23 protein-coding genes, 1 tRNA gene and 1 other RNA gene are annotated in these 20,667 nt (G+C 63.4%); 8 read left to right on the forward strand and 17 right to left on the reverse strand.

The genetic code is table 11. The features are described 5' to 3' along the window. Positions 1-10: 10 nt before the first annotated feature. Positions 11-1,294 (reverse strand): amidohydrolase, encoded by a 1,284-nt coding sequence (locus HSR122_RS05045; RefSeq protein ID WP_229111670.1) that lies wholly within the window; start codon positions 1,292-1,294, stop codon positions 11-13. Positions 1,295-1,396: 102 nt separating this feature from the next. Next, positions 1,397-1,799, reverse strand: an RNA gene (gene rnpB / locus HSR122_RS05050) — RNase P RNA component. A gap of 110 nt (positions 1,800-1,909) precedes the next feature. Between rnpB and HSR122_RS05055 the strand changes: the two genes are divergently transcribed. Further along, on the forward strand, positions 1,910-2,311 hold the full coding sequence (locus tag HSR122_RS05055; protein WP_229111672.1) for a prefoldin subunit beta: 402 nt from the start codon (positions 1,910-1,912) through the stop codon (positions 2,309-2,311). Positions 2,312-2,315: 4 nt separating this feature from the next. Further along, on the forward strand, positions 2,316-2,549 hold the full coding sequence (locus HSR122_RS05060) for a DUF3194 domain-containing protein (protein ID WP_229111674.1): 234 nt from the start codon (positions 2,316-2,318) through the stop codon (positions 2,547-2,549). Here HSR122_RS05060 and HSR122_RS05065 read toward each other — a convergent pair. Together HSR122_RS05065 and HSR122_RS05070 are read right to left on the reverse strand one after the other, a co-directional pair. Further along, a complete protein-coding gene (locus HSR122_RS05065) occupies positions 2,546-2,764 on the reverse strand; it encodes a hypothetical protein (protein ID WP_229111675.1) in 219 nt (72 codons plus the stop codon). The two genes, HSR122_RS05060 and HSR122_RS05065, sit on opposite strands and share 4 nt — an antisense overlap. 98 nt (positions 2,765-2,862) lie before the next feature. Continuing rightward, complete coding sequence (locus HSR122_RS05070) at positions 2,863-3,282, reverse strand: hypothetical protein (RefSeq protein WP_229111677.1); 420 nt, start codon at positions 3,280-3,282, stop codon at positions 2,863-2,865. 232 nt (positions 3,283-3,514) lie between these two features. Here HSR122_RS05070 and HSR122_RS05075 point away from each other — a divergent pair, with 232 nt between their 5' ends. The 4 genes from HSR122_RS05075 to HSR122_RS05090 are packed head-to-tail and all read left to right on the forward strand — an operon-like array spanning position 3,515 to position 6,139. Beyond that, on the forward strand, positions 3,515-4,057 hold the full coding sequence (locus tag HSR122_RS05075; protein ID WP_229111678.1) for a bifunctional nuclease family protein: 543 nt from the start codon (positions 3,515-3,517) through the stop codon (positions 4,055-4,057). Between the two features lie 23 nt (positions 4,058-4,080). Beyond that, positions 4,081-4,452 carry a universal stress protein gene (locus tag HSR122_RS05080; protein WP_229111680.1) on the forward strand — a complete coding sequence of 124 codons (372 nt, stop codon included), beginning with the start codon at positions 4,081-4,083 and terminating at the stop codon, positions 4,450-4,452. Positions 4,453-4,496: 44 nt separating this feature from the next. Next, the gene (locus HSR122_RS05085; protein ID WP_229111682.1) at positions 4,497-6,011 is read left to right on the forward strand and encodes a hypothetical protein; all 1,515 of its coding nucleotides are present in this window, start codon (positions 4,497-4,499) and stop codon (positions 6,009-6,011) included. After that, entirely contained in the window at positions 5,999-6,139 is a 141-nt protein-coding gene (locus tag HSR122_RS05090; protein WP_229111684.1) for a hypothetical protein, read from the forward strand. The genes HSR122_RS05085 and HSR122_RS05090 overlap by 13 nt, the downstream gene beginning before the upstream one ends. 19 nt (positions 6,140-6,158) lie before the next feature. Here the strand turns inward: HSR122_RS05090 and HSR122_RS05095 are convergent, their stop codons facing one another. Then, positions 6,159-6,644 carry an Lrp/AsnC family transcriptional regulator gene (locus tag HSR122_RS05095; protein ID WP_229111686.1) on the reverse strand — a complete coding sequence of 162 codons (486 nt, stop codon included), beginning with the start codon at positions 6,642-6,644 and terminating at the stop codon, positions 6,159-6,161. Between the two features lie 426 nt (positions 6,645-7,070). Between HSR122_RS05095 and HSR122_RS05100 the strand changes: the two genes are divergently transcribed. Continuing rightward, positions 7,071-7,490, forward strand: coding sequence for an OsmC family protein (locus HSR122_RS05100; protein WP_229111688.1), 420 nt, complete (start codon positions 7,071-7,073; stop codon positions 7,488-7,490). An 84-nt stretch (positions 7,491-7,574) separates the two neighbouring features. On the opposite strand, the gene HSR122_RS05105 is transcribed toward HSR122_RS05100, so the two are convergent. After that, positions 7,575-8,096, reverse strand: coding sequence for a DUF192 domain-containing protein (locus tag HSR122_RS05105; RefSeq protein WP_229111690.1), 522 nt, complete (start codon positions 8,094-8,096; stop codon positions 7,575-7,577). A 141-nt stretch (positions 8,097-8,237) separates the two neighbouring features. Between HSR122_RS05105 and HSR122_RS05110 the strand changes: the two genes are divergently transcribed. Continuing rightward, positions 8,238-8,311, forward strand: a tRNA-Val gene (locus HSR122_RS05110). A gap of 122 nt (positions 8,312-8,433) precedes the next feature. On the opposite strand, the gene HSR122_RS05115 is transcribed toward HSR122_RS05110, so the two are convergent. From HSR122_RS05115 to HSR122_RS05165, 11 genes are all read right to left on the reverse strand, one after another. Continuing rightward, complete coding sequence (locus HSR122_RS05115) at positions 8,434-8,928, reverse strand: DUF7321 family protein (RefSeq protein ID WP_229111691.1); 495 nt, start codon at positions 8,926-8,928, stop codon at positions 8,434-8,436. Between the two features lie 135 nt (positions 8,929-9,063). Next, entirely contained in the window at positions 9,064-10,305 is a 1,242-nt protein-coding gene (locus HSR122_RS05120) for a HEAT repeat domain-containing protein (protein WP_229111693.1), read from the reverse strand. 2 nt (positions 10,306-10,307) lie between these two features. Then, complete coding sequence (locus HSR122_RS05125) at positions 10,308-11,093, reverse strand: bactofilin family protein (RefSeq protein ID WP_229111695.1); 786 nt, start codon at positions 11,091-11,093, stop codon at positions 10,308-10,310. Then, positions 11,094-12,020 (reverse strand): hypothetical protein, encoded by a 927-nt coding sequence (locus tag HSR122_RS05130; RefSeq protein WP_229111696.1) that lies wholly within the window; start codon positions 12,018-12,020, stop codon positions 11,094-11,096. Between the two features lie 3 nt (positions 12,021-12,023). Then, a complete protein-coding gene (locus HSR122_RS05135; protein WP_229111698.1) occupies positions 12,024-13,586 on the reverse strand; it encodes a hypothetical protein in 1,563 nt (520 codons plus the stop codon). 109 nt (positions 13,587-13,695) lie between these two features. Beyond that, positions 13,696-14,931: a serine/threonine-protein kinase gene (locus tag HSR122_RS05140; RefSeq protein ID WP_229111699.1), complete on the reverse strand. Its 1,236-nt coding sequence runs from the start codon at positions 14,929-14,931 to the stop codon at positions 13,696-13,698. A gap of 251 nt (positions 14,932-15,182) precedes the next feature. After that, a complete protein-coding gene (locus HSR122_RS05145; protein WP_229111700.1) occupies positions 15,183-15,956 on the reverse strand; it encodes a zinc ribbon domain-containing protein in 774 nt (257 codons plus the stop codon). A gap of 103 nt (positions 15,957-16,059) precedes the next feature. Continuing rightward, a complete protein-coding gene (locus HSR122_RS05150; RefSeq protein WP_229111701.1) occupies positions 16,060-16,830 on the reverse strand; it encodes a hypothetical protein in 771 nt (256 codons plus the stop codon). Between the two features lies 1 nt (position 16,831). Beyond that, the gene (locus tag HSR122_RS05155; RefSeq protein WP_229111702.1) at positions 16,832-18,595 is read right to left on the reverse strand and encodes a zinc-ribbon domain-containing protein; all 1,764 of its coding nucleotides are present in this window, start codon (positions 18,593-18,595) and stop codon (positions 16,832-16,834) included. A 70-nt stretch (positions 18,596-18,665) separates the two neighbouring features. After that, entirely contained in the window at positions 18,666-19,430 is a 765-nt protein-coding gene (locus HSR122_RS05160; RefSeq protein ID WP_229111703.1) for a hypothetical protein, read from the reverse strand. 3 nt (positions 19,431-19,433) lie between these two features. Continuing rightward, entirely contained in the window at positions 19,434-20,642 is a 1,209-nt protein-coding gene (locus tag HSR122_RS05165; RefSeq protein ID WP_229111704.1) for an ATP-binding protein, read from the reverse strand. Between the last annotated feature and the right edge of the window lie 25 nt (positions 20,643-20,667).

Genomic DNA, 20,667 nt, shown 5'->3' on the forward strand with positions numbered 1-20,667 from the left:
CGACGAACGGTCACACGTCACGGTCCGAGAGCGCCAGCACCGCCCCTGCCAGTACGTCAACGGCGATTTCGATCGACGCCTCGTCGACGTCGAAGGTACTCGTGTGATGGCCGCCCGGGTGATCGGTTCCGACGCCGACGTAGGTGGCATCGCCGCCGCTGTCCTGAACATGCCGCATCAGGTAGGTCGCGTCCTCGCTCCCGCCGAGTTCGTCGCGCTCGGTGACCGCGGTCACTCCCGGGCTCTCGCGCGCGACCTCGGCCACGACCGCGACCAGTTCGTCGTCGCTCTCGGCGCTCGGGGCCTGCCCGCGCGTCTCGACGGCCACGTCGCACTCGTGCATCTCCGCCGCGCTCGCCAGCACGCGCTCGGCGCGCTCGTAAGTGTAGTCGGCGAGTGCCGTCGTCTCGCCCCGGACCTCGCCCTCGACGAACGACTCGTCGGGGACGATGTTCGTCGCGGTGCCGCCGCCGACGATACCGGCGTTGACCCGGGTCGCCCCGTCGGTGTGTCGCGGGATGGCATACAGGTTCTGTACAGCGGTCGCGAGTGCCTGTACCGCGTTCGCCCCCTGCTCGGGGTGGGCTCCCGCGTGAGACGATTCTCCGGTGAATTCCGCGAGGAACTGCCGGACGGCGAGGAAGCCGTCGATTCCGGCGACCACCTCGCCGGTCGGGTGGTCCAGTCCGACGTGGACTGCGAGCAGATACTCGACGTCGTCGAGGTGACCCGACTCGGCCATCGGCTTCCCGCCGGCGATACGTTCTTCCCCCGGCTGGAAGAACACCTTTAGCGTCCCGGCGAAGTCCGACGCGAGCACCGCGTCGATCACGCCCACCCCGAACGTTGCGTGGGCGTCGTGACCACAGGCGTGCATGTAGCCGTCGTGTTTCGAACGGAACCCCTCGGCTGCGGGGTAGTGGTGTTCCGCGTCCGACTCCGTGATCGGGAGCGCGTCGATGTCGACCCGGAGTCCGACGGTCGGCCCCTCACCGCGTTCGATCACGGCGATCGCGCCGGTGTACCCGCCTTCCATCGGCTCCAGCAGCTCGGGATCCACACCGGCCGAGAGCGCCCGGTCGTACCACTCGGCGATCCCCTCCTCGTCGGGAACGTTCATCCGGGCAGCCTCCTCGAGCACCGCCGGCCCGTAGTGGATCTCGTCGACGTCGCGTGCTCGCAACGCCTCGACGATCCGGGCAGTGGTGTAGAACTCCCGCCAGGCGGGCTCTGGGTGTTGGTGGAGATCGCGTCTGAGGGCGATCAGGCCCTCGACCGTGTGTGTAGATACCATGTCGGTGCCACGGGATCGGTCGGCATAAACACCTGTGACGAGCAGCGACACGCCGAGGCGTTGCGATCCGACAGACCGGTGCGGTCGCTCGCGGGTTCGAGCGGCTGCGGGGAGTAAGCCCCCTTCTGTTCGGCCCGGCATTCGGCTGAGCGTCCGCGCCGCGTCCGGGCTACCTTGTGGCGCGGACTTGCACCGGTGAGGATTCGCCGTTCCATCCGTTCTCTGCTGTCGGCCTTCGGCGGGTCAACTTCCCGTTCCTTTCTCGGCAGGATACTCTGCCGGGCTTTCGTCCGACAGTCGACCCGACCTTCGTCAGTCAGGGTTCGCACGCTTCATCAGTCGAGCAGAGCGGTCTCGTTTCTGTTCCAGAGCCAGCGGTCTCCCGCTCCGGGTTTGCACCCGGTCACCTGCCCGGACGGTGGGGGGACTTTCCTCATGCCCCTTGCACGTGTTCCGGCGAGGCCTGAACAGTGATCCGGGGCACGGGGTCCGGGCTCCCGCTGCCATCTGACGTAGTCGGTCGTCCGGATTAACACTGTCGGCTGCCGTCGAGCGGTCGCGTGTTGGCCGGAACAAAAACGTGGGTTTAACAGTCCGGGTCACGACGGTCCGGGTATGCAGGGTAATCTGCCGCCGGAAGCACAGGAGAAACTCGAGGAACTGCAGGATCTGCAGGAGACGGCCCAGCAGGTCGCCACGCAGAAACAGCAGGCCGAGACCCAGCTCTCGGAGGCCGAGAGCGCGCTCGACGCGCTCGAGGACATCGACGAGGACACGGGCATGTACCGTCAGGTCGGCGAACTGCTCGTCGAGAGCGACTACGACGAGGCCTACGACGACCTCGACGAGAAGGTCGACAACCTCGAAGTACGCGTCGAGACCCTCGAGAAACAGGAAGAGCGCGTCCAGGAACAGTTCGAGGAACTCCAGCAGGAGCTCCAGCAAATGCTCGGCGGCGGCGGCGGTGGCGGCGGTGCCGGCGGCCCGAGCCCCGACGTCGGCCCCGGCGGCGACTGAGGCCATGGTCGAAGACCGCGAGGTCGTCCGGACGGCCGCCGATGCGGCCGAGAACGTTATCTTTTCGCGTTGTGACCGCTCGGCAGTCGACGACCTCGACATCACCGTGACCTTCGAGGAAGGCGTGCTCGAAGTCGACGTCTATCTCGACGTCGCGGACGACCGGATCGACGACCAGCAACTCGCCGACGACGCCGCACTGGCCGCGCGAGCCGCCGTCGACGAGCTGTTTGCCTAGGCCTCGCCCTCGTCGCGGACGAACCCCGTCCGGAAGGCGATCCAGGCCAGCACACTGATGAACAGGATGGGCGGCAAGATCAGAAACGCCCACAGCGGTTTCAGTCCCCACCCGAGCAACAGGACCAGGTTCCCGAGTCCCAACAAGAGAAAGGGCAACACCGCCAGCGTCGCCTGCTTGCGGTCGAGTTCGACCTCTACGCTGGAGGCGCTCATGGCCGCGTGTACGCGAGTCCGATAGAAAAGAACGGCGTTACCGGCGATTTCCAGGGGGAGGGCCGAGCGCAGGGGGTCTACTCGTCGGGGCCGGGAGTTCAGCTCTCGACCGTGTCGTCCGCGTCAGTCTGCTCGTCGCTATCGCCGTCGTCCGGCGTGATCTCGGCGATCGACGAGCCGAGGTCACCCTCCAGCTCGCCGTCGAGGAACTGGTTGATCGTCTCGTGGATCTCGGTCACGAAGTCGGGGACCTGCTCGGGCATATCGGTCGGCGGGCCGCGGTCGTGGTCGGCGTTCGGACCGCGGTCGTCACTCGCGTGCGGGCCACGGTCGGCGGGCGGGCCACGCTCGGACTCGACCTCAGCCGTCGTCTCGTTGGCGTCGTCCGCGTCGGGCGTCGCGTTCGGCTGGTCAGTCGTCGGTCCGTCCGTGGGGGCGTTGCCAGGCAGGGCCGCCGCCGTACCGCCGGCGACGAGCACCACTGCGAGGGCAATGCCTGCGATCTTTGTGAGATTCATGTTCGTTGCCTCCGGTCGGACCTATGTCGAGAGAGCCACTTCAACCGGGAACTCGCCGAAGCCGGTTCAGGGTCGATCGATCCGAATTGCGGCGACTTGATCGGTCAAACCGGCTTAATCGACGACAAATTTATATCGGATGATCGAATTCGGGCCACGTCCCGCCGGTAGCACGACCGGTCTTCGATGGCGCGCCCGAGTACTTTTGACAGTTCGCACCAAACGTCGAGACATGGAACACGAGGCGACAGTCGAGGGGATCGGCGTCGGGGTCGGGGAGGAAGGAGCCGGCGCGCCCGTCGTCCTGTTGCGAGCCGGCGGGCAGTACGTGCCGATCTTCGTCAGCGCCGATCAGGCCCAGTCGATGCAGCTGGCGATCGACGAGGAGCCCTTCGAGCGGCCGCTGACACACGACCTGCTGATCGAGATGCTCTCGGAGTTCGGTGGGGCGATCGATCGCGTCAGGATCGACGACCTGGCGGACGGCACCTTCTACGCGAAGATCGACGCCGAGCAGTACAACGAGGGGTCACGCAAGGACGCCGTCTTCGACGCGCGGCCGAGCGACGGGATCGCGATTGCACTGCGGGTCGACTGTCCGATCGTCGTCGACGACGGGGTCGTCGAGGCGGCCGGTCGACCGCCGGAGGCCTTCGAGGTCGACGACGAAGCCGGGGAGTTCGGCGGCGAGGAACTCGACGAGATCGGCGATTTCGAGGAGGAAGACGACGAGTTCGGCGGGTTCGGCGACGACCCTGACGAGTTCGGGCGCTGACGATCGCGTGAGGACAGTAGAGCATGACCACGTATCTCCTCGCGAGCGCGTCCGTCCACACGACTGCAACGGTCTGTGACTACCTCGTCGATCGACTCGCCGACGACGACACGGTGATGGTACTCGGCGTGGTCGAACCGGGGGCCCCACAGCGGGACGTCGGTGACGCGATCAACGTCGCCCGCGCACGCCTCGCCGCGGCGACGGTCTGGACCGAACGACGCGAGGGCGAGCCGGTCGAGGAGATCCTCGAGCTAGCGGCCGACATCGACGCCGACGAGCTCCTCGTCGGTCGGCGGAGCGGCGATCCCGAACGCCAGAGCGCGGGTCTCGGGAGCACCGCGGCGGCCGTCGCTGGCGAAGCCGAACGGCCGGTCGTGGTCGTGCCGGTGTGATCGCGTCCGACAGTATCAACATACCCGGCGCGCAATCGGGGGGTATGTCGGCATCCGAACTCGCAGCCGCCGTCAAGAAGTCGCTCGCGGTCGACGACGAGGAGTTTCAGGCACAGGCGGTCGAGGAGGCCGAACGGCTCAAAGCGGAAGTTCGGGACGGGACCTTCGACAACAGCGAGACGATTGTCGGTCTCGAACTGGAGCTGTACGCCGTCGACGACCGGACCGACGCGCTCCAGCGGGTGCCCCGCCCATTGCTCGAGCGGATCGGCTTCGAGAAGGAACTCGGCCTGCACAACGCCGAGATGCAGACCAGCCCGCAGCCGCTGAACTCCTACGGGCTGGCCGCCCAGGAACAGGAACTACAAGCCAACCTGGTCCCCGCTCAGGAGCGCACGCGCGCAGACGACATCCGGCTGGTCAGCGACGGGATGTGGACCGTCCCGCCGAACGGCGAGACCGCTCACTCGTATCTCTGTGACTCGGTCGAAGCCGACGGGATCCGCATCGCGACGAACATGTCCGATTCCGTCCGCTATCACGCGATGGCAAACACCGACTATCCCTCGGGGCTGCGCCTGGACGCGCCGAACGTCACGCTTGAGGCCGACACGGTCATGCCCGAGAGTTTGATCACCTCGATCCAGCCCCACGTCCAGGTGCCTCACGCACCCGATCTGCCCGAGTATTTCCGATATGCGCTGCGGATCGCCGGGCCGCTGCTCGCGCTCGGGGTCAACTCGCCGTTCTTCCCGCCGGACCTGTACGACGACGTCCCCGACGCGACGATCCTGGACGACGCCTGGATGGAGCACCGCGTCTCGGTGTTCGAGTCGGTACTGAACGCCGCCGACGGGTCGATCCCGGACAAAGTGTGTTTCCCGCCCGACTTCGAGACCGTCGAGGACGCCATCGACGCCATCGTCGCCGACGAGACGATCGTCCCGATGGAAGTCGCCCGCGGCGAACGGTTCGACGATCAGTTCGCGCACGTCCGGCACAAACACGGCTCCTACTGGCGGTGGGTGCGGCCCGTCTTCGACGGCGCGACCCGTTCGCAGGCCAACGCCCGCATCGAGTTCCGACCGCTGCCGGGCCAGCCGACGATCCGGGACGCGATCGCGTTCCAGGCCGTGTTCGCCGGCCTCCTGGAGAGTTTGATCCGGCGAGAACACCCCGTTCGAACCCTCGATTGGGAGCGCGCCGAACAGAACTTCTACAACGCGATGCGGGACGGACTGGAGGCGGAACTGGTCTGGATCACGGGCGCGGGCGAGACGGCCGATCTCGACGAGATCTACGGCGAACTGTTCGAACACGCACGCGACGGCCTCGAGCTGCAGGGCCTGTCGGCCGAGCAGGCCCGGCGGTACATCCGCCCGCTGCGTGAGCGCGTCGACCGGCGGATGACCCCCGCCCGCTGGAAGTACGGCTACGTCCGCCGGCGCGTCCAAGAGGGCGTCCCGCTTCCGGAGGCGATCTGGGGGATGCAGGCCCAGTACATCCGCAAGCAGGAGGAGACGCTCATCGAGGGCGAGTTCACCGAGTGGCTCTCGTGACCGCGCTCGACGTCCTCGCGGCGTTCGCGACCGACGAGTTCCCGACGGACGAACTCTCGCCGCGGCGACGACGGCCTCGCGGTCGCCGTCGAGAACGCCTACCGCGTCGCCAGTACTGCGGCGCGTGACTTGCGCGAACGGTGACGCCTACGGTTCGTCTTCGGTGTGTTCGTCCTCGAGAAAGCCGTGGTACGAGCAGACGTACTCGTCGCGGATGATCTGCTCGTCGACGATTTCCAGCCCGAGGGCGTCGAGGTCCTCGGCGATCCGGTTGAGATCGTCGTGTGACTGCCCGATCGCGTTGACGTAGACGTTGCGCTTGCCAGTCATGATCTCGCGGACAGCGGTGACTCCCTCGACCTCGCGGGCCGCTTTCGCGAGTTCGTCTCGCTCGGTCACCGGTGCCGTACAGATGATCTTCGTGTACAGCGGGTAGCCGGCCCTGTCGTAGTCGATATCGATGTGATACCCGCGGACGACCCCGCTGTCTTCGAGTTTGCTGAGCCTGGTTCGAACCGTACTCGGAGACAGATCGAGTTCGGCTGCGATGTCGCTCGATGACGTGTGTCTCGCGTCTTTCTGCAGGTAGTAGAGGATCGACCGGTCGATCGAGTCCAGCTGTCCGTCTTTCATCTATTGTCCCTTCTCTACCGAATGCATAATCATGGGGTTTTCGACTCGATCCGGATCGGCTGCGGCCGTTGCACGGAAGCCTCGCTGATCCGTAAGTAGCAACGAGTGGAAAGCGAACCGGCCGGGAAAAGTCCGGCCGGACGCTTGCCGCCCTGAATTGGTCCCCGCTGACGCTTCGGCCCTCCAAGCGAAGCGTCATCTGAACTTTGAGGTATGGACGGACTTAAAAGTACCGACACCAGGGGAAGAATACCACCCGTGAATGATCGACGATTCGATGCTCGCACCGGTTGACGGGACAGAATAACTGGGAGACGGGGACCGCCTGTCGATCATCGACCGGAACTATCACGATCTCTCCCGACCGCGGCAGAACCCGCGCGTTCGCCAACCTCTTTCCGTTCGGAAATCGTCTTCCGAGTTGCTATGCCAACACGCAACGCTGAAGCGACCTGGCGCGGCGACCTCAAGAGCGGGAGCGGCGACCTCGCACTCGGGAGCGGGGTCTACGAGGGTCCGTATTCGTTTGCGTCCCGGTTCGAGGACGGGGACGCGACCAACCCGGAGGAACTGATCGGGGCGGCCCACGCCGGCTGTTTCGTCATGGCGCTGTCGAACGAACTCGACGAGGCGGGCTACGAGCCCGAGCAACTGCACGCCGACGCGGAGGTCCATCTCGACCCCGAAGCGCTCGAGATCGACTGGATCGAACTCACGCTCGAAGCGACGATCCCGGACATCGACGAGGACACGTTTCAGGAGATCGCCGCCGGCGCGAAAGCGGGCTGTCCGGTCTCGAAAGCGCTTGCAGGCGTCGACATTCGACTCGACGCGACGCTCGCGTAGGCGATCGTCCAGACGGGACGTCTGTTCCGTATCGACGACTCGATACGAGGTGGGAGGATCGGCAACTCGGTGTACGAACCCGTATCAGCCGGTCGCGTTCTTCGGGACGACGAGGCGATCGCCCACGCCGACACCGGTCGCGTTTGCGTACCCGCGCGGGACTTCGAGGACGTACTGGCCAGTCCCGGGGTACCGCCGGAGGTCGTCGTCCGGCGTCTGTCCGGGGACGGGTGCGTGGTGGATCGTCGTGATCGTGCCGTTCGGGGCGGCGAAGACGATGTCGAGCGGGAAGTCCATGTCGCGCATGACGAACTCGTGGCGGCCGGAATCGGGAAAGACGAACAGCATGCCCTCACCGTCGGCGAGCGAGTCAGTCTTGCTGAGCCCCACATAGCGTTCACGCTGGCTGTCGGCGACTCGGACGTCGACGGTCGCCAGTTCGGTTCCGTTTTCGTCGGCCAGCGTGACCGTGGCTTCCTCGTAGTCCAGCGGGTGCAGAAGGCCGCCGAGCGGCCCGGTCGGATGCAGTGCCCAGAAGCCGACCACGAGGACGATGACCCCGACGGCGACGAGCGTAACGAGTCGGTCCCGGTCGGGCAACTCCATACGGACGCGAGGAGACGGCCGAGCGTAATACTGTCGCTGTACCGTTCCGACACCGCGGTGCCGACGGTATGGGCGAGCGTACAGCCGACTGTCGATCCAGAGAGAAAGCGTTATTCACCCGGGCGGGCAAGACCGGTCTGTGGGTCCGTGGTCTAGTTGGTTATGACGCGGCCTTTACAAGGCCGAAGTCGGCGGTTCAAATCCGCCCGGGCCCATCACTGCCGTCGAACGGACGTGAGACGGCTGTTTTGCCGACAAGGATTTGAACCAGACGAGTCGCGCGCAGCGAGGCGAGCACGTCTCGACGAGGTTCACAATCCGCCCGGGCCCATCACGGTCAAAACGGCAGTCCGTACTTGCTGAGATACTGTGCGAGCCCGGTGAAGTAGGCGATCAGCCAGAGGACGACGTAGCCGGCGACGCCGATCCGCAGTCGGGAGCGCCAGTGGTCCATACGGTCGCCGCCGATCTCCGAGAGCAACAGGTCCTCGTCGTAGTCGTGATAGAGGTCGTGTTCCCACTTGGCGCGGAAGATCCGGACGATCCCGGTGAGCGCGAAGGCGAGAAACGCGTACGCGTGTAGTCCGATCACGGCGTGGAGGACGCTGAACCCGTAAAATTGTTCGAGCAGGTTCGGAAGCATCCAGCCGACAAGCGGGATCGTCGTCAGCGCGAGACCGGTGAACACAACCGAGAGGTGTCGGACCAGCACGCTCCAGGTGACGGGATCGTTGTCGATCACGATCCAGGCGCCGTACAGAAAGCAGGGGAAACTGAGCGTCACCGAGAGCACGACCAGCGTCGCGACCGTCCCGTCGGCCAGCCCGAGCATTGGCGACCGTAGGGACGGGGTCGTTAAAGAGTGTCCGGAGGCGGTCAGCGTTTCATACGGACTACTGTGCGTCTGTTCCGCATTGACCGCCCGTATTCGGGCAGTCGGAGCGGTAAATCGTTACGGCAGTCCGTATCAATTGAGTGCGCTGACGGCCACATTCACGACTCGGTTGTCGGGATCGATACGGCGGTTTCGCAGGATCTCGTCCGTCCGTTCGTCCTCGAGTTCGGCACAGATTTCGGCGACCGCGAGTCGGATATCAGGATCGTCGGCATCGGCGTGTCGCCTAAGGAAGTCAAAAACTCGATCCGGAATCCGATCGGACGGCAACTCCGAGCCGATCGAACGGACGGTCTCGGCATCGACATCGTCTGTGTCCACGTTCGCGAGTGTCGCCTCGACACCTGTCGATTCGGTCTCCGTGTTGGTTCCGTTGTCGGTCACTTCACTATCGGAGGCATCGCCTGTCTCCTGGGCTATCGGTTCGACCTCGCTTGTCGGACCAGCAGCCCCACTCTCGGCAGAAACAGACGCGTCAGTCTGCTTCGAACTGGATGGAGCCTCAGGCGCCGGGTTCTCTATCGAGCCGTCGGTAGTCACCGAATCGGACGGCGAGTGACTGCTCGACGAAGTCTCGGTGCCGCTATCGCCACCAGAGGCACTGTGCTCAGGTCGGATATGGTCGTCTGAGGCCGTCGAGAGGACAGTGTGTCGTCCCTTCCAGCCGGCACCAAGGATCGATCCGAGGAATGCGAACTCGCCGAGCGAGATGAGAAACAGGAGCGGCCGATCGAGCCCCGGCGAAGGAGTGACGACGCCAAGCGGGGCAAGGTCGATCAGCGAGAGGATGCGCCCGAAGAGGAAAAGAAAAGTGAGGCCGAAGGCGATCATCCAGGTGACTTTTCGCTGCGCGCGAGCGATCACCGCGACAACGGCGATCGGTGCTGTCGCGAAGAGAGTTATACGGATAATATCTCCCATCGACAAATAGATGGTCGCGCTGGTGAGGACGGTCAGCGAAAGGATCGTCGCCACGAAAACGTAGCCAGCGTAGGCCGCGTACAGCGTCCCGAACCGGTCGAACTGGGCCTGAGCGTCGGCATCCGGGAGTTGCGTAGCCGTCTCTGAAGGTAACGAGTCAATAGAGTCGGACCCGGGCTCTGGCGAGGACTCCTGCGTGTTCGAACCCGTCTCGCTGGCGTTCTTGGCGACGTCACTTGCAGTGCTCGTGGCGCTGGCTGCAGCACTCGCGGCTGTCCGCGATCCGCCGATCAGTTTCAGGATCGCGGTCTTGATCGTCCGGAACGCGGACAGCACGACGAACAGAGGTGCCAGGGCGCTCTTGATCGGCGCCATGATGAGCCGTCGGAGCATGCTCAGACCACCGCCGGGTACTGGGACTGGTCGACGCCGAGTGTCTCTAGCAAGTCCTGTGCGGGTGGTACGTCATCGGCCGAGGTCGCGGTCGCGACCCGGTCGAGCGCACCCTCGAGTTCTTCGAGTCGGTCAGTGACTTCCTCGAGATTCAATATCCGCGGCGACAGTGAGAGGTACGTCGATCCTTCGACCTCAATGAGGTCGTCCATGTCCATCGTCGGCATCCCCTCGTCCGGCAGTTCCAGCCGTCCGAAGCCGGTGACAGTAACGGGAGACGCCAGTTCGATCTCACCTTCGACGACGGCCTGTGGCAAGACGGTTGACACGTCGTTCAGTTTTGTCTGGCCGTAGGATTTGAACGTGTAGACGAGACTGTTCTGGGCAACCAGTTTCCGCTCTGCGCTGACAATACCAATGACGGCGCAATTCTCAAGGATCACGTCGGTACCGACGACGTTGCCGTAGACGATTGCGTCCGTGAGGCGGATTCGGGTTCCCGTCACCGTTCCGTAGACAGTCGCACCCGACCCAGCGACCTTGCCGTCGGCTCCGACTTCACCTTCGACGCTTCCGTCCTCGAACTCGACACTTTCGGCCCCCATGACCGAGCCTTCGACGGTGCCGCCCTTGATTTCGACCGTCTCGCCGTAGACGCTGCCCTGAACTGTCGCTCCCTCGTAGATACGGACTGGCCGTCCGATCTCGGCTTTGACTGTGGGGACGATCTTGCCGTCATAAGTTTCGCCCTCCTCGACGATGGCTCGAGTCTTTTCGATCGACGCCATTCAAGATCCCCCCTCCGTAGCGACAGTTACCTGATCGTCCACTGCGTCCGCGACCACCGCTTCGTAGGACAGGAGCGGTCGACTGTCGTCGATGTGTGACTCCAGCCCATCGAGGATCTCCGACCCTTCGATCGTATCCGAACGAGCAGGGGTGAGAGACGTCCGCCCGACGAGTCGTTCCATTCCGGGGAAGGTATCGAGCGACACGTCGACAGGACCGTCCCTTGACGTAGCCTGGGACGGGGCGACGACGTGCTGTTCGGTCTGGCCGTCCCGTTCGACGGTCACGACGTAGTAGGGGACCTGAACCGTCGTCGGCTCGGGCTGTGGGGGATCAAACGAGGTCCGCGTCCGCTGGATCCGTTCGACGAGTTCGTGCTGCTGGTCGACGAACTCGTGGATCTCGGAGACGACCTCGCCGGTCGTGGATTCGATCCGGTCGTGGCGCCGCTGTTCGACCGCTTGGTTTTGGGACTGGAGGGTCTGCCAGGTCGTCGTGACGTGTTCGACGAAGGGTTGCTCGATTCCTTCCTCGAACTCCTCTTCGTCGATCTCGAAGATGTGAGCACCAAGATCTCGAATCCGTTTCGCGGCCTTCTCGTCGAGTTCCTCGTGTTTTCGCTCGTATCGCTCCGCGATCCGATCGAGTTGGCGTTCGAGTTCCTCGTGTTCTGTCTCGATACGCTCCTGTTCGGCCGTGATCTGTGGACGGATCTCTCTGACCTCCGCGACCCGCTCCATCATCTTCATCTCGGCCTGGGCCTGGATCGATTCATAAATCGCATCGATGAGCTCTTCGAAGCCCTCTTTCGCGACTGTGTGGACCTTTTTGACTTCTTGCCGGACTTCCTTGACAGACTTGAGAATATCACCGACCGTCTGGTGAATCCGCTTGAGGATCGGATGTAGGTCGTCGTTCCCAGCCATGGGTTAGGCCCCCCTCCGGTCGGGATGATTCGCACTGTTCTGGTTGATCGTGTGCGCGAGCCGTGCCGCGTTTTTGTCCTCCTCGGCCTGTTTTTTCCTCGCACGCTCGTCCTCTGCTGCCTGCTGGGCGGCGAGGAACTCACGCTGACGCTGGCGTTCGTCCTCGCGTAACATCTCAGCCCGTTGTTCGGCCTCGGACTCGGCCTGTTCGATACGGTCGTTGACGACCCCTTCGGTTTCTTCGAGGACGCGTTCGGTCTCCTCGTCGATCGTCTCGAATGCCTGGGAGACGTCTTGCCGGAACTGGTTTATCTTCTGTTCTTGCAGGCGATCGTACTCATCCATCAGGTCGCCGAGGACGTCGACCATCCCCTGTTTGGCCCGTGCCTCCGTCTGGAGATCCCGGATCTTCGAGCGGATGTCCTTGATGCGTTCTTCCACGGTCCGGATCTCCTCGCGTTGCTGTTCGTACTCGCGTTCTTGCAGTTCGGCTTTCTGGTCCTCGATAGACTCGTAGATCTCTCGACGCTGGTCGTCCTTCTCGATCCAGAGCTGTTCCCACACGTCAAGGACGATCTCGTCACGGATGCGATGTCGAGGGATCCCCGCTGCCGGGTCAAACGACGACCGGCAGGTGTCACAGTACCACTCACCGTCGTCGCGAACTTCGAGTTGTGACTCGATGTCGTCTGTCATGCAGTCCGGGCAGTAGAAGTGATACGAGACGAGTCCGAACATGTCGCTGGCCCGTCGAATGTGATCGTTGAGCAAGTCCGTCGCCAACTCTTGGAGTCCGGAGAGGTCGTTGGCGATACGGCGGCTCTGTTCACTCACGTCGAGCAGGACAGATTCTCCATGGTCCTCGTCGGCCATCGACTCGAACTCGTCGAACGTCCGGACCTGTTCTGTCGCTTCCTCCTGCGACAGCGATACGCCCCCAGCGTCGACAGTGTCGTTCTCGGCCGACGGGACCAACCGAGACAGCGAATCGATAGCTGGGTCCCCCTCATCAAGGACCGGGGCGGAAATCTCGTGGGTCTGACTGTCGTTGATCTCCGATCTAATGGTCGAAATGGTCTGGACGAACTCCTTTTCAACGTCGGTTTCGTCGGTCATCACGACAGGGTACTCACTCATCGAGTCCAGCGTCTGTTTGACCTGCTGTGCGTGTTCCGGGCTATCGAGAAGGCGCAACTGAAACTGTTTTGACTCGATCGATTCCGTCGCGTCGAAGACCACCGTCCCGTCGTCGTCGGGGACGAGATGACCCGTCCAGTAGCCCTTCTCGATCGACGTGACAGTCGGCTCTGGACTCCGGGAACGAACGTAGGCGCCGCCGCCGACACCGCCAACGATACCGACCCCAGCAAGCGCCAGTCCCGGTCCGGATTGGTTGGACGCCACCAGGGCGATCCCCGCGATCATCACAACGACGGCCGACACGACGACGAGTTTTAGTCGGGACCACTGCTGCTCGTAGTGATCTTCGAGGTCGTCGCTGACGGCCTCGTGAACCGCGATCGATTGGGCGTGTCGTTCGTCGACACCGTTCGAATTGACGTACACCACAGAGGGTATGCGCATATGTAGCACATATCTCGTAGAAGGCATGATACATAGTTCCTACGCCTGGTAACCGCTCCGTCGGGTGGCGTCACGAGACTCGACTCCGCGATCACGAACCGAATAGCTCGCGTAGCTGCCTGAACAGAGAACCAGCCACGTCCGAGAGGCTGCGTTCGATCTCAGTCGCTTCCGTCGTCTCGCCCGACGAGCGAGTCGCCTCGGAACGACGGAGGCTATCCGTTTCAATACCGACACGTTCCCGGTCGAGAGTCCCGGACGCCTCGCCGGCGATACCGGGAGCGTCCGTCCGTCTCTGCCAGGGGAACGTCCGCATCTCCGTCGACTGGGACTGGTCCCGGATTGTATCGAGGACGCTGCTGTCTTCCGCACGAGCGGCGAAGGAACTCCCCTCGGCGAAATCGCTTCGAGCGCGATGACGGCTCGTCGATCCGCCGACATCGGTCGAATAAGTACCACCGGAACAGCACAGAAGCGACACCGACTCGTCGAGGACAACCGCACGGAACAGCGCAGTCAGATCACGTCGGAAATCGAGCATCGATTCGTATCGCTCGTCCCGTTTTTTCGCAAGGGCCGTTCCGAGGACCCCATCGACCGCTGCTGGAAGGTCGGGATCGACCTGTGTCGGCGGGTCAGGTGCATCAGTGAGATGGTGGTTCATCACCGCTTTGGCGGTGCCTGTAAACGGTGGATGCCCGGTCAGGAGCTCGTACACTACTGTCCCGAGCTGGTAGATGTCAGTTCGATCGTCCGGCGGCCCGAGCGTCTCGGGATCGAACTGTTCCGGTGCCGAGTACCGCGGTGAGAGTCCGTTCACCTCCTGTGAGTGGTGCAACAACAGTTTGGACAGTCCCCAGTCGCTCACCTTCGGAACGTCCCAGGTTCGGTCGTCGGTCGTCCGAAACAGCACGTTCTCGGGTTTCAGATCGAGATGTGCGACACCGTAGCGGTGGGCGTCCCGGACAGCGTTCGCGACCCAGGCACCGATCCACAGCGCTTCACCAAAGTCAATCTCACCGGTTCGGTCGGCAAGCGAGCCTCCGTCCATGTACTCCAGGGCGATCCAGGGAACCGGTGTCGAACCCCAGTCGACGATACCGACGATCCCGTCGTGGCTGTCGATCTGCTCCCACGTTTCTGCCTCCGAGACGACCCGCTGGGCGAGTTCCCGGTCCAGCGTCCCCTGCAGGCGCGGTTGCTTAACTGCCAGCACGGTGCCGTCCGGAGCACGCATCTTCGTTACGTCGGCTGTTCCTCCGATACCGATCTGCGCCTGCTCTTCCAGCGTCGAGAGATCAACATCGATCGCTGGCGCCGCGGGCACGTGCTCTGGGATCGCCGTGTGATCAGTCGGCGATAGATTCATTGGACCCGACTAGCCGTATCCCGGTTCGGATGGGGTTCCCGAATCCGAAGCGGATATCTGGTCGCCCCCCTCTTGACGAGCGGGCGTCGGAGGGGGACGCTGTCGAATCCATCGGACGCGGTGTTCGGACGCACAGTTGTATGCCAGTCTGGCACGATAAATAGTGTTTCGCTCGTTTCATAAAGTACTGGCCACCGGATAGGAGCCAGTCACACATCAGTGAGGTCCTCGCCGCACTCGGGACAGACCTGCGCTTTCGCGGGGATGGACTCGCCACAGAACAGACAGTACTTGCGAGTTCGTTTGTCTGCCGAACGTTCGGCCTCGCACTTCGGACAGACCGGACCGGTATAGGTGATCCCATGAGTCTGACAGCTGTTTTGCGTGTCCGTTTCGCTGACTGTCTCCGGCGCGTCACCGGACGTGGCGCTCTGTGAGTTACCACCGACGTTCGACCTGTTGACGACACTATCGTCGACGGTCACGTCGCCACCCCGCGAATCTTCCCCCGCCTGTCCGGGGCCGATGTCCGATCGGTTGACGACGCTGTCGTTGACGGTCGTGCTGTTGTCGACCTTATCGCCGGCGACGTAATCGCCGCCGCTGACTTCGATCCGGGCGTCGCGCTCGACGGTCAGGCGGAGTTGGGTCTGGTAGCCGAGTTCGATCACCGCGTCTCGACGCACGCGCTCGCTGAATCCCTCTTCGATGTCGTGGGAGTCCCCTTCGGTCCGGACGACGACGCCGTTAGAGTTTCCCCGGTTACGGACTTCGATCGACTCCGGCTGTGGGACGAACACGACAGGCGGATCGTCGCCTTTCTTCTTGGAGACGGTCACGTCCGCGATCCCGAGCGGTGCGACGCCGGTTTCGGTCTCGACGACGACTTCTTGATCCCGGGCGGGATCGCGGTAGACCTCCGTGCGTGACTCGATCGGGACGGCCCCATTGTCGGTCCTCTCGGGCGAGAGATAGCCCTTCATGCCTCTCTGCAAGCGTATTATATCTGGGAACCCATGAAAATGTGGGAATATGTCTGATGCATATACATAGACCCAGACAAGCGTTTGGCCGCGACTTCGGGCGTCACTCCCGCATGTACGCCTGCTCGACCCGACTTGCGATCCGCTCGACACGCCTGATCCGATCCTCGGCCAACTCCCCATCCGTACCCAGCGCCTCGAAGGCCTCGATCAATCCCTCGACATCTTCCCGGACGTCCTCGTAGGCGCTATCGTCGACGGGATGTTCGGCCATGAACTCCCGAACTTCCTCGGCGCGTTGGAGACACGCTGTCGCGGAGTCGTGGGCAGCTGCTTCCAGATGCTCCGCAAGCGACTGCCCGAGATAATCGACCGCCTCTTCACCGCCCTCGTCTTCCTCGTCGCTACCTTCATCTCGTTCCATCCGGGTGATATCCGACAGTCGCCGCCGGGCACGCCTGCGCTCGTCTTCGTAGGTCGCGTTGCCGGCGATCTCCGCCAGCGCCTTCCCCACTTCGCCCCGGAGCGTCTCACCCAGACCGGCATAGATCTCCCGGAGCGCGTCGATAGCGTCTAGCCGGTCGTCCGAAAACTTCGAATCATCAGCGAGTTCGGTTAGCGTCTCGACGACGACCTCTTCAATCGGGTCTGACTCGCTTTCGAAACAGGCCAGCAACTCCTCGCGGGCCAACTCGCGCTCGTCGCGGTGAGTCGACTCCAGTGTGATTTCCCGGAACGCCTCAGCGATAGTCCGCTTGTCCTCCACGGGCGCGTCCGGATACAGCTCGGCCAGCGACTCGATGGCCTCCTCGCGATCCCGCGAATAGGGCGAATCCAGCGCAGTCTCGCGATGCGTGTCGATGCTGTGCTGCATCTCAGTCACCTCCGAGGTCGTGGCCGCAATTGAGGCAAAACTCGTCGTCCGGCTCGACTTCCGCCTCACACTCGGGACAGACGACGACCCGATCGGTACCGGAGTCATTACTACCGTCCGAGTCACTACCGCCGCCCTGGACGATCGTGGTGTCGCCGTCGTCGCTGCGCCCCGGATCGGAGACGATCACGTTGTCGGAGGTGTCTTCGGCCGCGGCTGTGCCGGTCTCGCTCACGTTGTCCATCGCGGACTCGCTGGTCTCCTGTACCCGGTCCATCGAATCCGCAGCGATGTCTTTGATCTCCTCGCGGAACTCCTTTTGATCCTCGGCACGCTTGCGCTCGGCCTCGGCGTTGTGGGCCTCCTGGCGGGCCTTCGCGAGTTCGTCGGAGTCTTTCGCGCCAAGCGCTTCCAGTTGCTCGGGGGTGAGGTCCTCGGCAGCCTCGATCTCGGCGATCTCGGAGACGGCCTCGTCGACACTGTCCATACTCGCAAGCGTCGAAAGATCGACTTCGTCGCGTGCCCGCAGACGCTCTTTCTCGACTTCGGCCTCGTGTTCCTCGCGGCGCATTTCCAACTCATCTTCGCGTTCCTCGACGTCGAGACCGTCCATATCCTTCTTTTTCTTGAGGTGCATCAGGTCCTCGATCTCATCGACGTCCTGCTCGTGTTCGAGTTCGCGCCGTTCGACCTCGCCCTCTTTTTTCGTGGTTTTGATCTCTTCGGTGTGCTCAACGTCCTCGCGTTCGGCCGTGTGCTCGTGGCGGCGCTCCATGTCCGACTTCTCGTGTCGGTGTTCGATCTCCTGGGTCTCGATCTCGTGGTCGGCGGCCTGCTCGCTGGTCTCCCGGCGGACGCGCTGCTCGTTTTCGTGAACGCTGTCCGCAGTCTCGCGCTCGCGATCCCGGCGGTCCAGTCGGGCTTCGTCGTCCTTGATATCCTCCTCTTTCTCGCGGATCTCGACGTCCTTGTTCGCCTCGCGGATGTGGTCCTGATCGTCCACGAAACTGACAGACAGCAGATCGACCAATCGAAGACCGTACCGCTGGAGGGCCGAGCGACAGGCACGCTCGATATTCTGAGCGAGTCGCTGTTTGAGTTCGCGATTACCATAGACGTCCTCGCGGTCGTACTCGCGCATCGTCGCTTCCAGTTCGTCCTCGATCGGACCGCCAAGCACCTGTTGGAAAGTCCGGCTGGTGACGGTCCCGCGGTCGGAAAGCAGACTCGTAAACAGTGTCATCGGATCGTCGACATCGATGGCGAGTTCGAAAGCGACGTCCAGCGGATACTCGCTGGCGGTCCGAGCACTCGCTTCGAGCGTGACCGTTGTCTCACGGCGCTCGATCAAGATTGCCGCGATGTCGCCGGTCTTCTGCAAGGACGTGATCTGCTCACCCAGCGAGTCTAGCGTATGTTTGCCCGGTCCCAGCCGCTCGACGACTTGCCCATCGTGCACGAAAAGCGCCTCGTTGCCGGCCTCGATCGAGACCTGCTTTCGCCGTGTTAGTTTCCCCCAGAGACTATCGGATCCGAGCTCGCCGGCGTCGGCACGGCGAGCGAACTCGTGCGGTTTCAACCGGAGTGCGCCGTCCTGAGACGCTGTTGTCGGGCCGAGTTCGGCACGGCAGTTCGGGCAAAAGTTCGCCGCTGCTGGCACGGCTGTCCCGCAGTCGGGGCAAGTCCGCTCGACGGACGCACCACACTCACTGCAGAACGTCGCCTCGTCAGGCAGCGAGGCCCCGCAGTCGGGGCAGGTCGTCATAGTTGCCCCCCATGCAGCGAGTCAAGACGGTTTGGGTCAGTCGATACGCGCGTAGTGGTCTGCTCGTGTGTCATCGTGGATTATCTCCCTGATCGAGGCGCTGCTGTCGGCGTTCGAGGGCGGTTTCGAGGTCGCGGAGCCGGCGGTGAACCGTCTCGAAGTGTTCTCCGGCGGGGTTAGGAAGAGACTGCTCTAGGGCGTCAAGTTCCTCGTGGAGCCGGTCGATAGCCGCCACGAGATCCGTATGAATAGAGACAACGGCCGAACGATCGCGAAGAGATACGGCATCAGTAGATATGCCGTCCTGTGGACTCGTTATTCGCTGTTCGGCCTGCCGGACGGTTTCGGCCAGCGAGCCGACTCGGGCGGCAGCGTCCCGGTCACCACTCTCGACGAGTCGATCGTGAACGTCGTCAAGGACTGACCTGGCCGCCGCGAGCTCGGTAGCCAGGTGCGATCGAACCTCGGCGTCGACGCTGGCGATCGAATCGGGCGACGAGTACGGCTCCGAGACGACGTCCCTGAGCGGTTCCGGAACGTCAACCGCGTCGGGCTGAGGGGGTGTCGACAGATCAGCCGCTGCTGGCGCAGACGCGGCTTCGGAGCTGTGGCGGGCAAAATGATACGCGATCCCCCAGAGAAACGCCAAAGCGGTGGATATCAGCAACATGCCGGTCACGGACTCGGGCAGCGAGAGGCCGACAGTCGAGAGCACTGAATCACCGATCGACCGACTGATCCCCGTCACAAGGGACGTATGAGCACTGATGTATGCGCCGAGGACGATACTTCCGAAAGAAGCGATCGCGTGTGAAGCGCCTGTCTTGGCCGGCATACGTCACCTCTCGTATCCCGTCAGTGTCGCCTCGGTCTCCTCGATCGCCCGTTCGAGATGGGATTGAGTGATCGGCTGGACATCGTCACTCTCGCGGGCGTCTTCGAGGGCGTATCTGGCGGCATTGGTCGCAACGATCTCCAGATCGCGCGCCGAGTAGCCCGCCGTCTGTCCCTTCGTCGTTTCCCAGTCGATCTCTTCGTGGAGGACCGGTCGATTCCGGAAGTGAACTCGCAATATCGCTGCGCGTGCCGGTGCGTCAGGAGGGGGGACTTCGATCCGCTCCTGAAAGCGGCTAACTGCGGCGTCGTCGACTTCCTCGGGGAGGTTCGTCGCGCCGACAACGATCACATCCTCGCCGCGGGTTTCGGTGAGTTCAGTCAGAAACTGGTTGACCATCTGGCGTTCGCTCTGAGTCTTCTGCGAGCCGCCGCTTCGGGACGGCATCAGGGCGTCGATCTCGTCGACGAAGATCAGACATGGCTGGTTCGATCGAGCGACCTCGAACAGCTCCGCGACGTTGTCAGCCGCTTCCCCGACCAGTGAGCTGGTGATGTCCGTGGCCCCGATCTCGATGAAATTGTAGCCGAGCTCTCCGGCCAGGGCGTTCGTAATGTACGTCTTCCCGGTTCCCGGCGGCCCGTACAGGAGGATCGCGTTGACGACGCCGAGATCGTACTCCTCGTAGAGGTCCGGCCGCTCCAGCGGATCGATCACGGTGTCTCTGAGTGTCTCCTTGAGCTCGCCCATCCCGCCGACGTCCTCGAAAGCCATCTCGGGCGGCTCTTCGAGAAATCCGCTCGCGTCCGTCTCTGTATCCGGTGTGGCTGACGACACCCCACTCGGCCGGGAGCCGTTGTTTCGACCGTCTGACGACTTCCCGCTCGCCGACGGAGTACTGTTCGGTGGCGTATCTGACCTCAATGGCCCATCGGGAGCATCTGCACCCGTTCCCGGCTGCTGACCGTCGAGCGAGCCAGCCCCTTCGAGTCGCTCGGCAGCCGTTCGAAGGTTTTCGGCGAGTTCGTGCCGCTTCGTCGCGAGCCGATCGCTCGACTCGGCGTTGGCGATGTCTTCGAGCGTCTCCGCACACTTGCGGTAGAGCTTCGCGGCTTTCTCGGCGTCACCGCGTTCCCGGTAGGCGTCGGCCTTCACCCGGTACTGCTCGTAGTTGTCCTTGAGGATCTGCTTCTGGGCCTGATCTTCGATCATCGCGGGTCCTCCGATCGTTGCGCCG

This window comes from Halapricum desulfuricans (assembly GCF_017094525.1).
Classification (GTDB): Archaea; Halobacteriota; Halobacteria; order Halobacteriales; family Haloarculaceae; genus Halapricum; species Halapricum desulfuricans.

Excerpts from the sequence above, each read along its gene's own strand:
- HSR122_RS05160 (WP_229111703.1), bottom strand. The coding sequence starts at position 19,430 with ATGCCGGCCAAGACAGGCGCTTCACACGCGATCGCTTCTTTCGGAAGT.
- HSR122_RS05120 (WP_229111693.1), bottom strand. The coding sequence starts at position 10,305 with ATGCTCCGACGGCTCATCATGGCGCCGATCAAGAGCGCCCTGGCACCT.
- HSR122_RS05070 (WP_229111677.1), bottom strand. The coding sequence starts at position 3,282 with ATGAATCTCACAAAGATCGCAGGCATTGCCCTCGCAGTGGTGCTCGTC.
- HSR122_RS05085 (WP_229111682.1), top strand. The coding sequence starts at position 4,497 with ATGTCGGCATCCGAACTCGCAGCCGCCGTCAAGAAGTCGCTCGCGGTC.
- HSR122_RS05145 (WP_229111700.1), bottom strand. The coding sequence starts at position 15,956 with ATGAAGGGCTATCTCTCGCCCGAGAGGACCGACAATGGGGCCGTCCCG.
- HSR122_RS05165 (WP_229111704.1), bottom strand. The coding sequence starts at position 20,642 with ATGATCGAAGATCAGGCCCAGAAGCAGATCCTCAAGGACAACTACGAG.
- HSR122_RS05105 (WP_229111690.1), bottom strand. The coding sequence starts at position 8,096 with ATGGAGTTGCCCGACCGGGACCGACTCGTTACGCTCGTCGCCGTCGGG.
- HSR122_RS05065 (WP_229111675.1), bottom strand. The coding sequence starts at position 2,764 with ATGAGCGCCTCCAGCGTAGAGGTCGAACTCGACCGCAAGCAGGCGACG.
- HSR122_RS05045 (WP_229111670.1), bottom strand. The coding sequence starts at position 1,294 with ATGGTATCTACACACACGGTCGAGGGCCTGATCGCCCTCAGACGCGAT.
- HSR122_RS05080 (WP_229111680.1), top strand. The coding sequence starts at position 4,081 with ATGACCACGTATCTCCTCGCGAGCGCGTCCGTCCACACGACTGCAACG.
- HSR122_RS05115 (WP_229111691.1), bottom strand. The coding sequence starts at position 8,928 with ATGCTCGGGCTGGCCGACGGGACGGTCGCGACGCTGGTCGTGCTCTCG.
- HSR122_RS05060 (WP_229111674.1), top strand. The coding sequence starts at position 2,316 with ATGGTCGAAGACCGCGAGGTCGTCCGGACGGCCGCCGATGCGGCCGAG.
- HSR122_RS05125 (WP_229111695.1), bottom strand. The coding sequence starts at position 11,093 with ATGGCGTCGATCGAAAAGACTCGAGCCATCGTCGAGGAGGGCGAAACT.
- HSR122_RS05150 (WP_229111701.1), bottom strand. The coding sequence starts at position 16,830 with ATGCAGCACAGCATCGACACGCATCGCGAGACTGCGCTGGATTCGCCC.
- HSR122_RS05055 (WP_229111672.1), top strand. The coding sequence starts at position 1,910 with ATGCAGGGTAATCTGCCGCCGGAAGCACAGGAGAAACTCGAGGAACTG.
- HSR122_RS05130 (WP_229111696.1), bottom strand. The coding sequence starts at position 12,020 with ATGGCTGGGAACGACGACCTACATCCGATCCTCAAGCGGATTCACCAG.
- HSR122_RS05095 (WP_229111686.1), bottom strand. The coding sequence starts at position 6,644 with ATGAAAGACGGACAGCTGGACTCGATCGACCGGTCGATCCTCTACTAC.
- HSR122_RS05155 (WP_229111702.1), bottom strand. The coding sequence starts at position 18,595 with ATGACGACCTGCCCCGACTGCGGGGCCTCGCTGCCTGACGAGGCGACG.
- HSR122_RS05075 (WP_229111678.1), top strand. The coding sequence starts at position 3,515 with ATGGAACACGAGGCGACAGTCGAGGGGATCGGCGTCGGGGTCGGGGAG.
- HSR122_RS05100 (WP_229111688.1), top strand. The coding sequence starts at position 7,071 with ATGCCAACACGCAACGCTGAAGCGACCTGGCGCGGCGACCTCAAGAGC.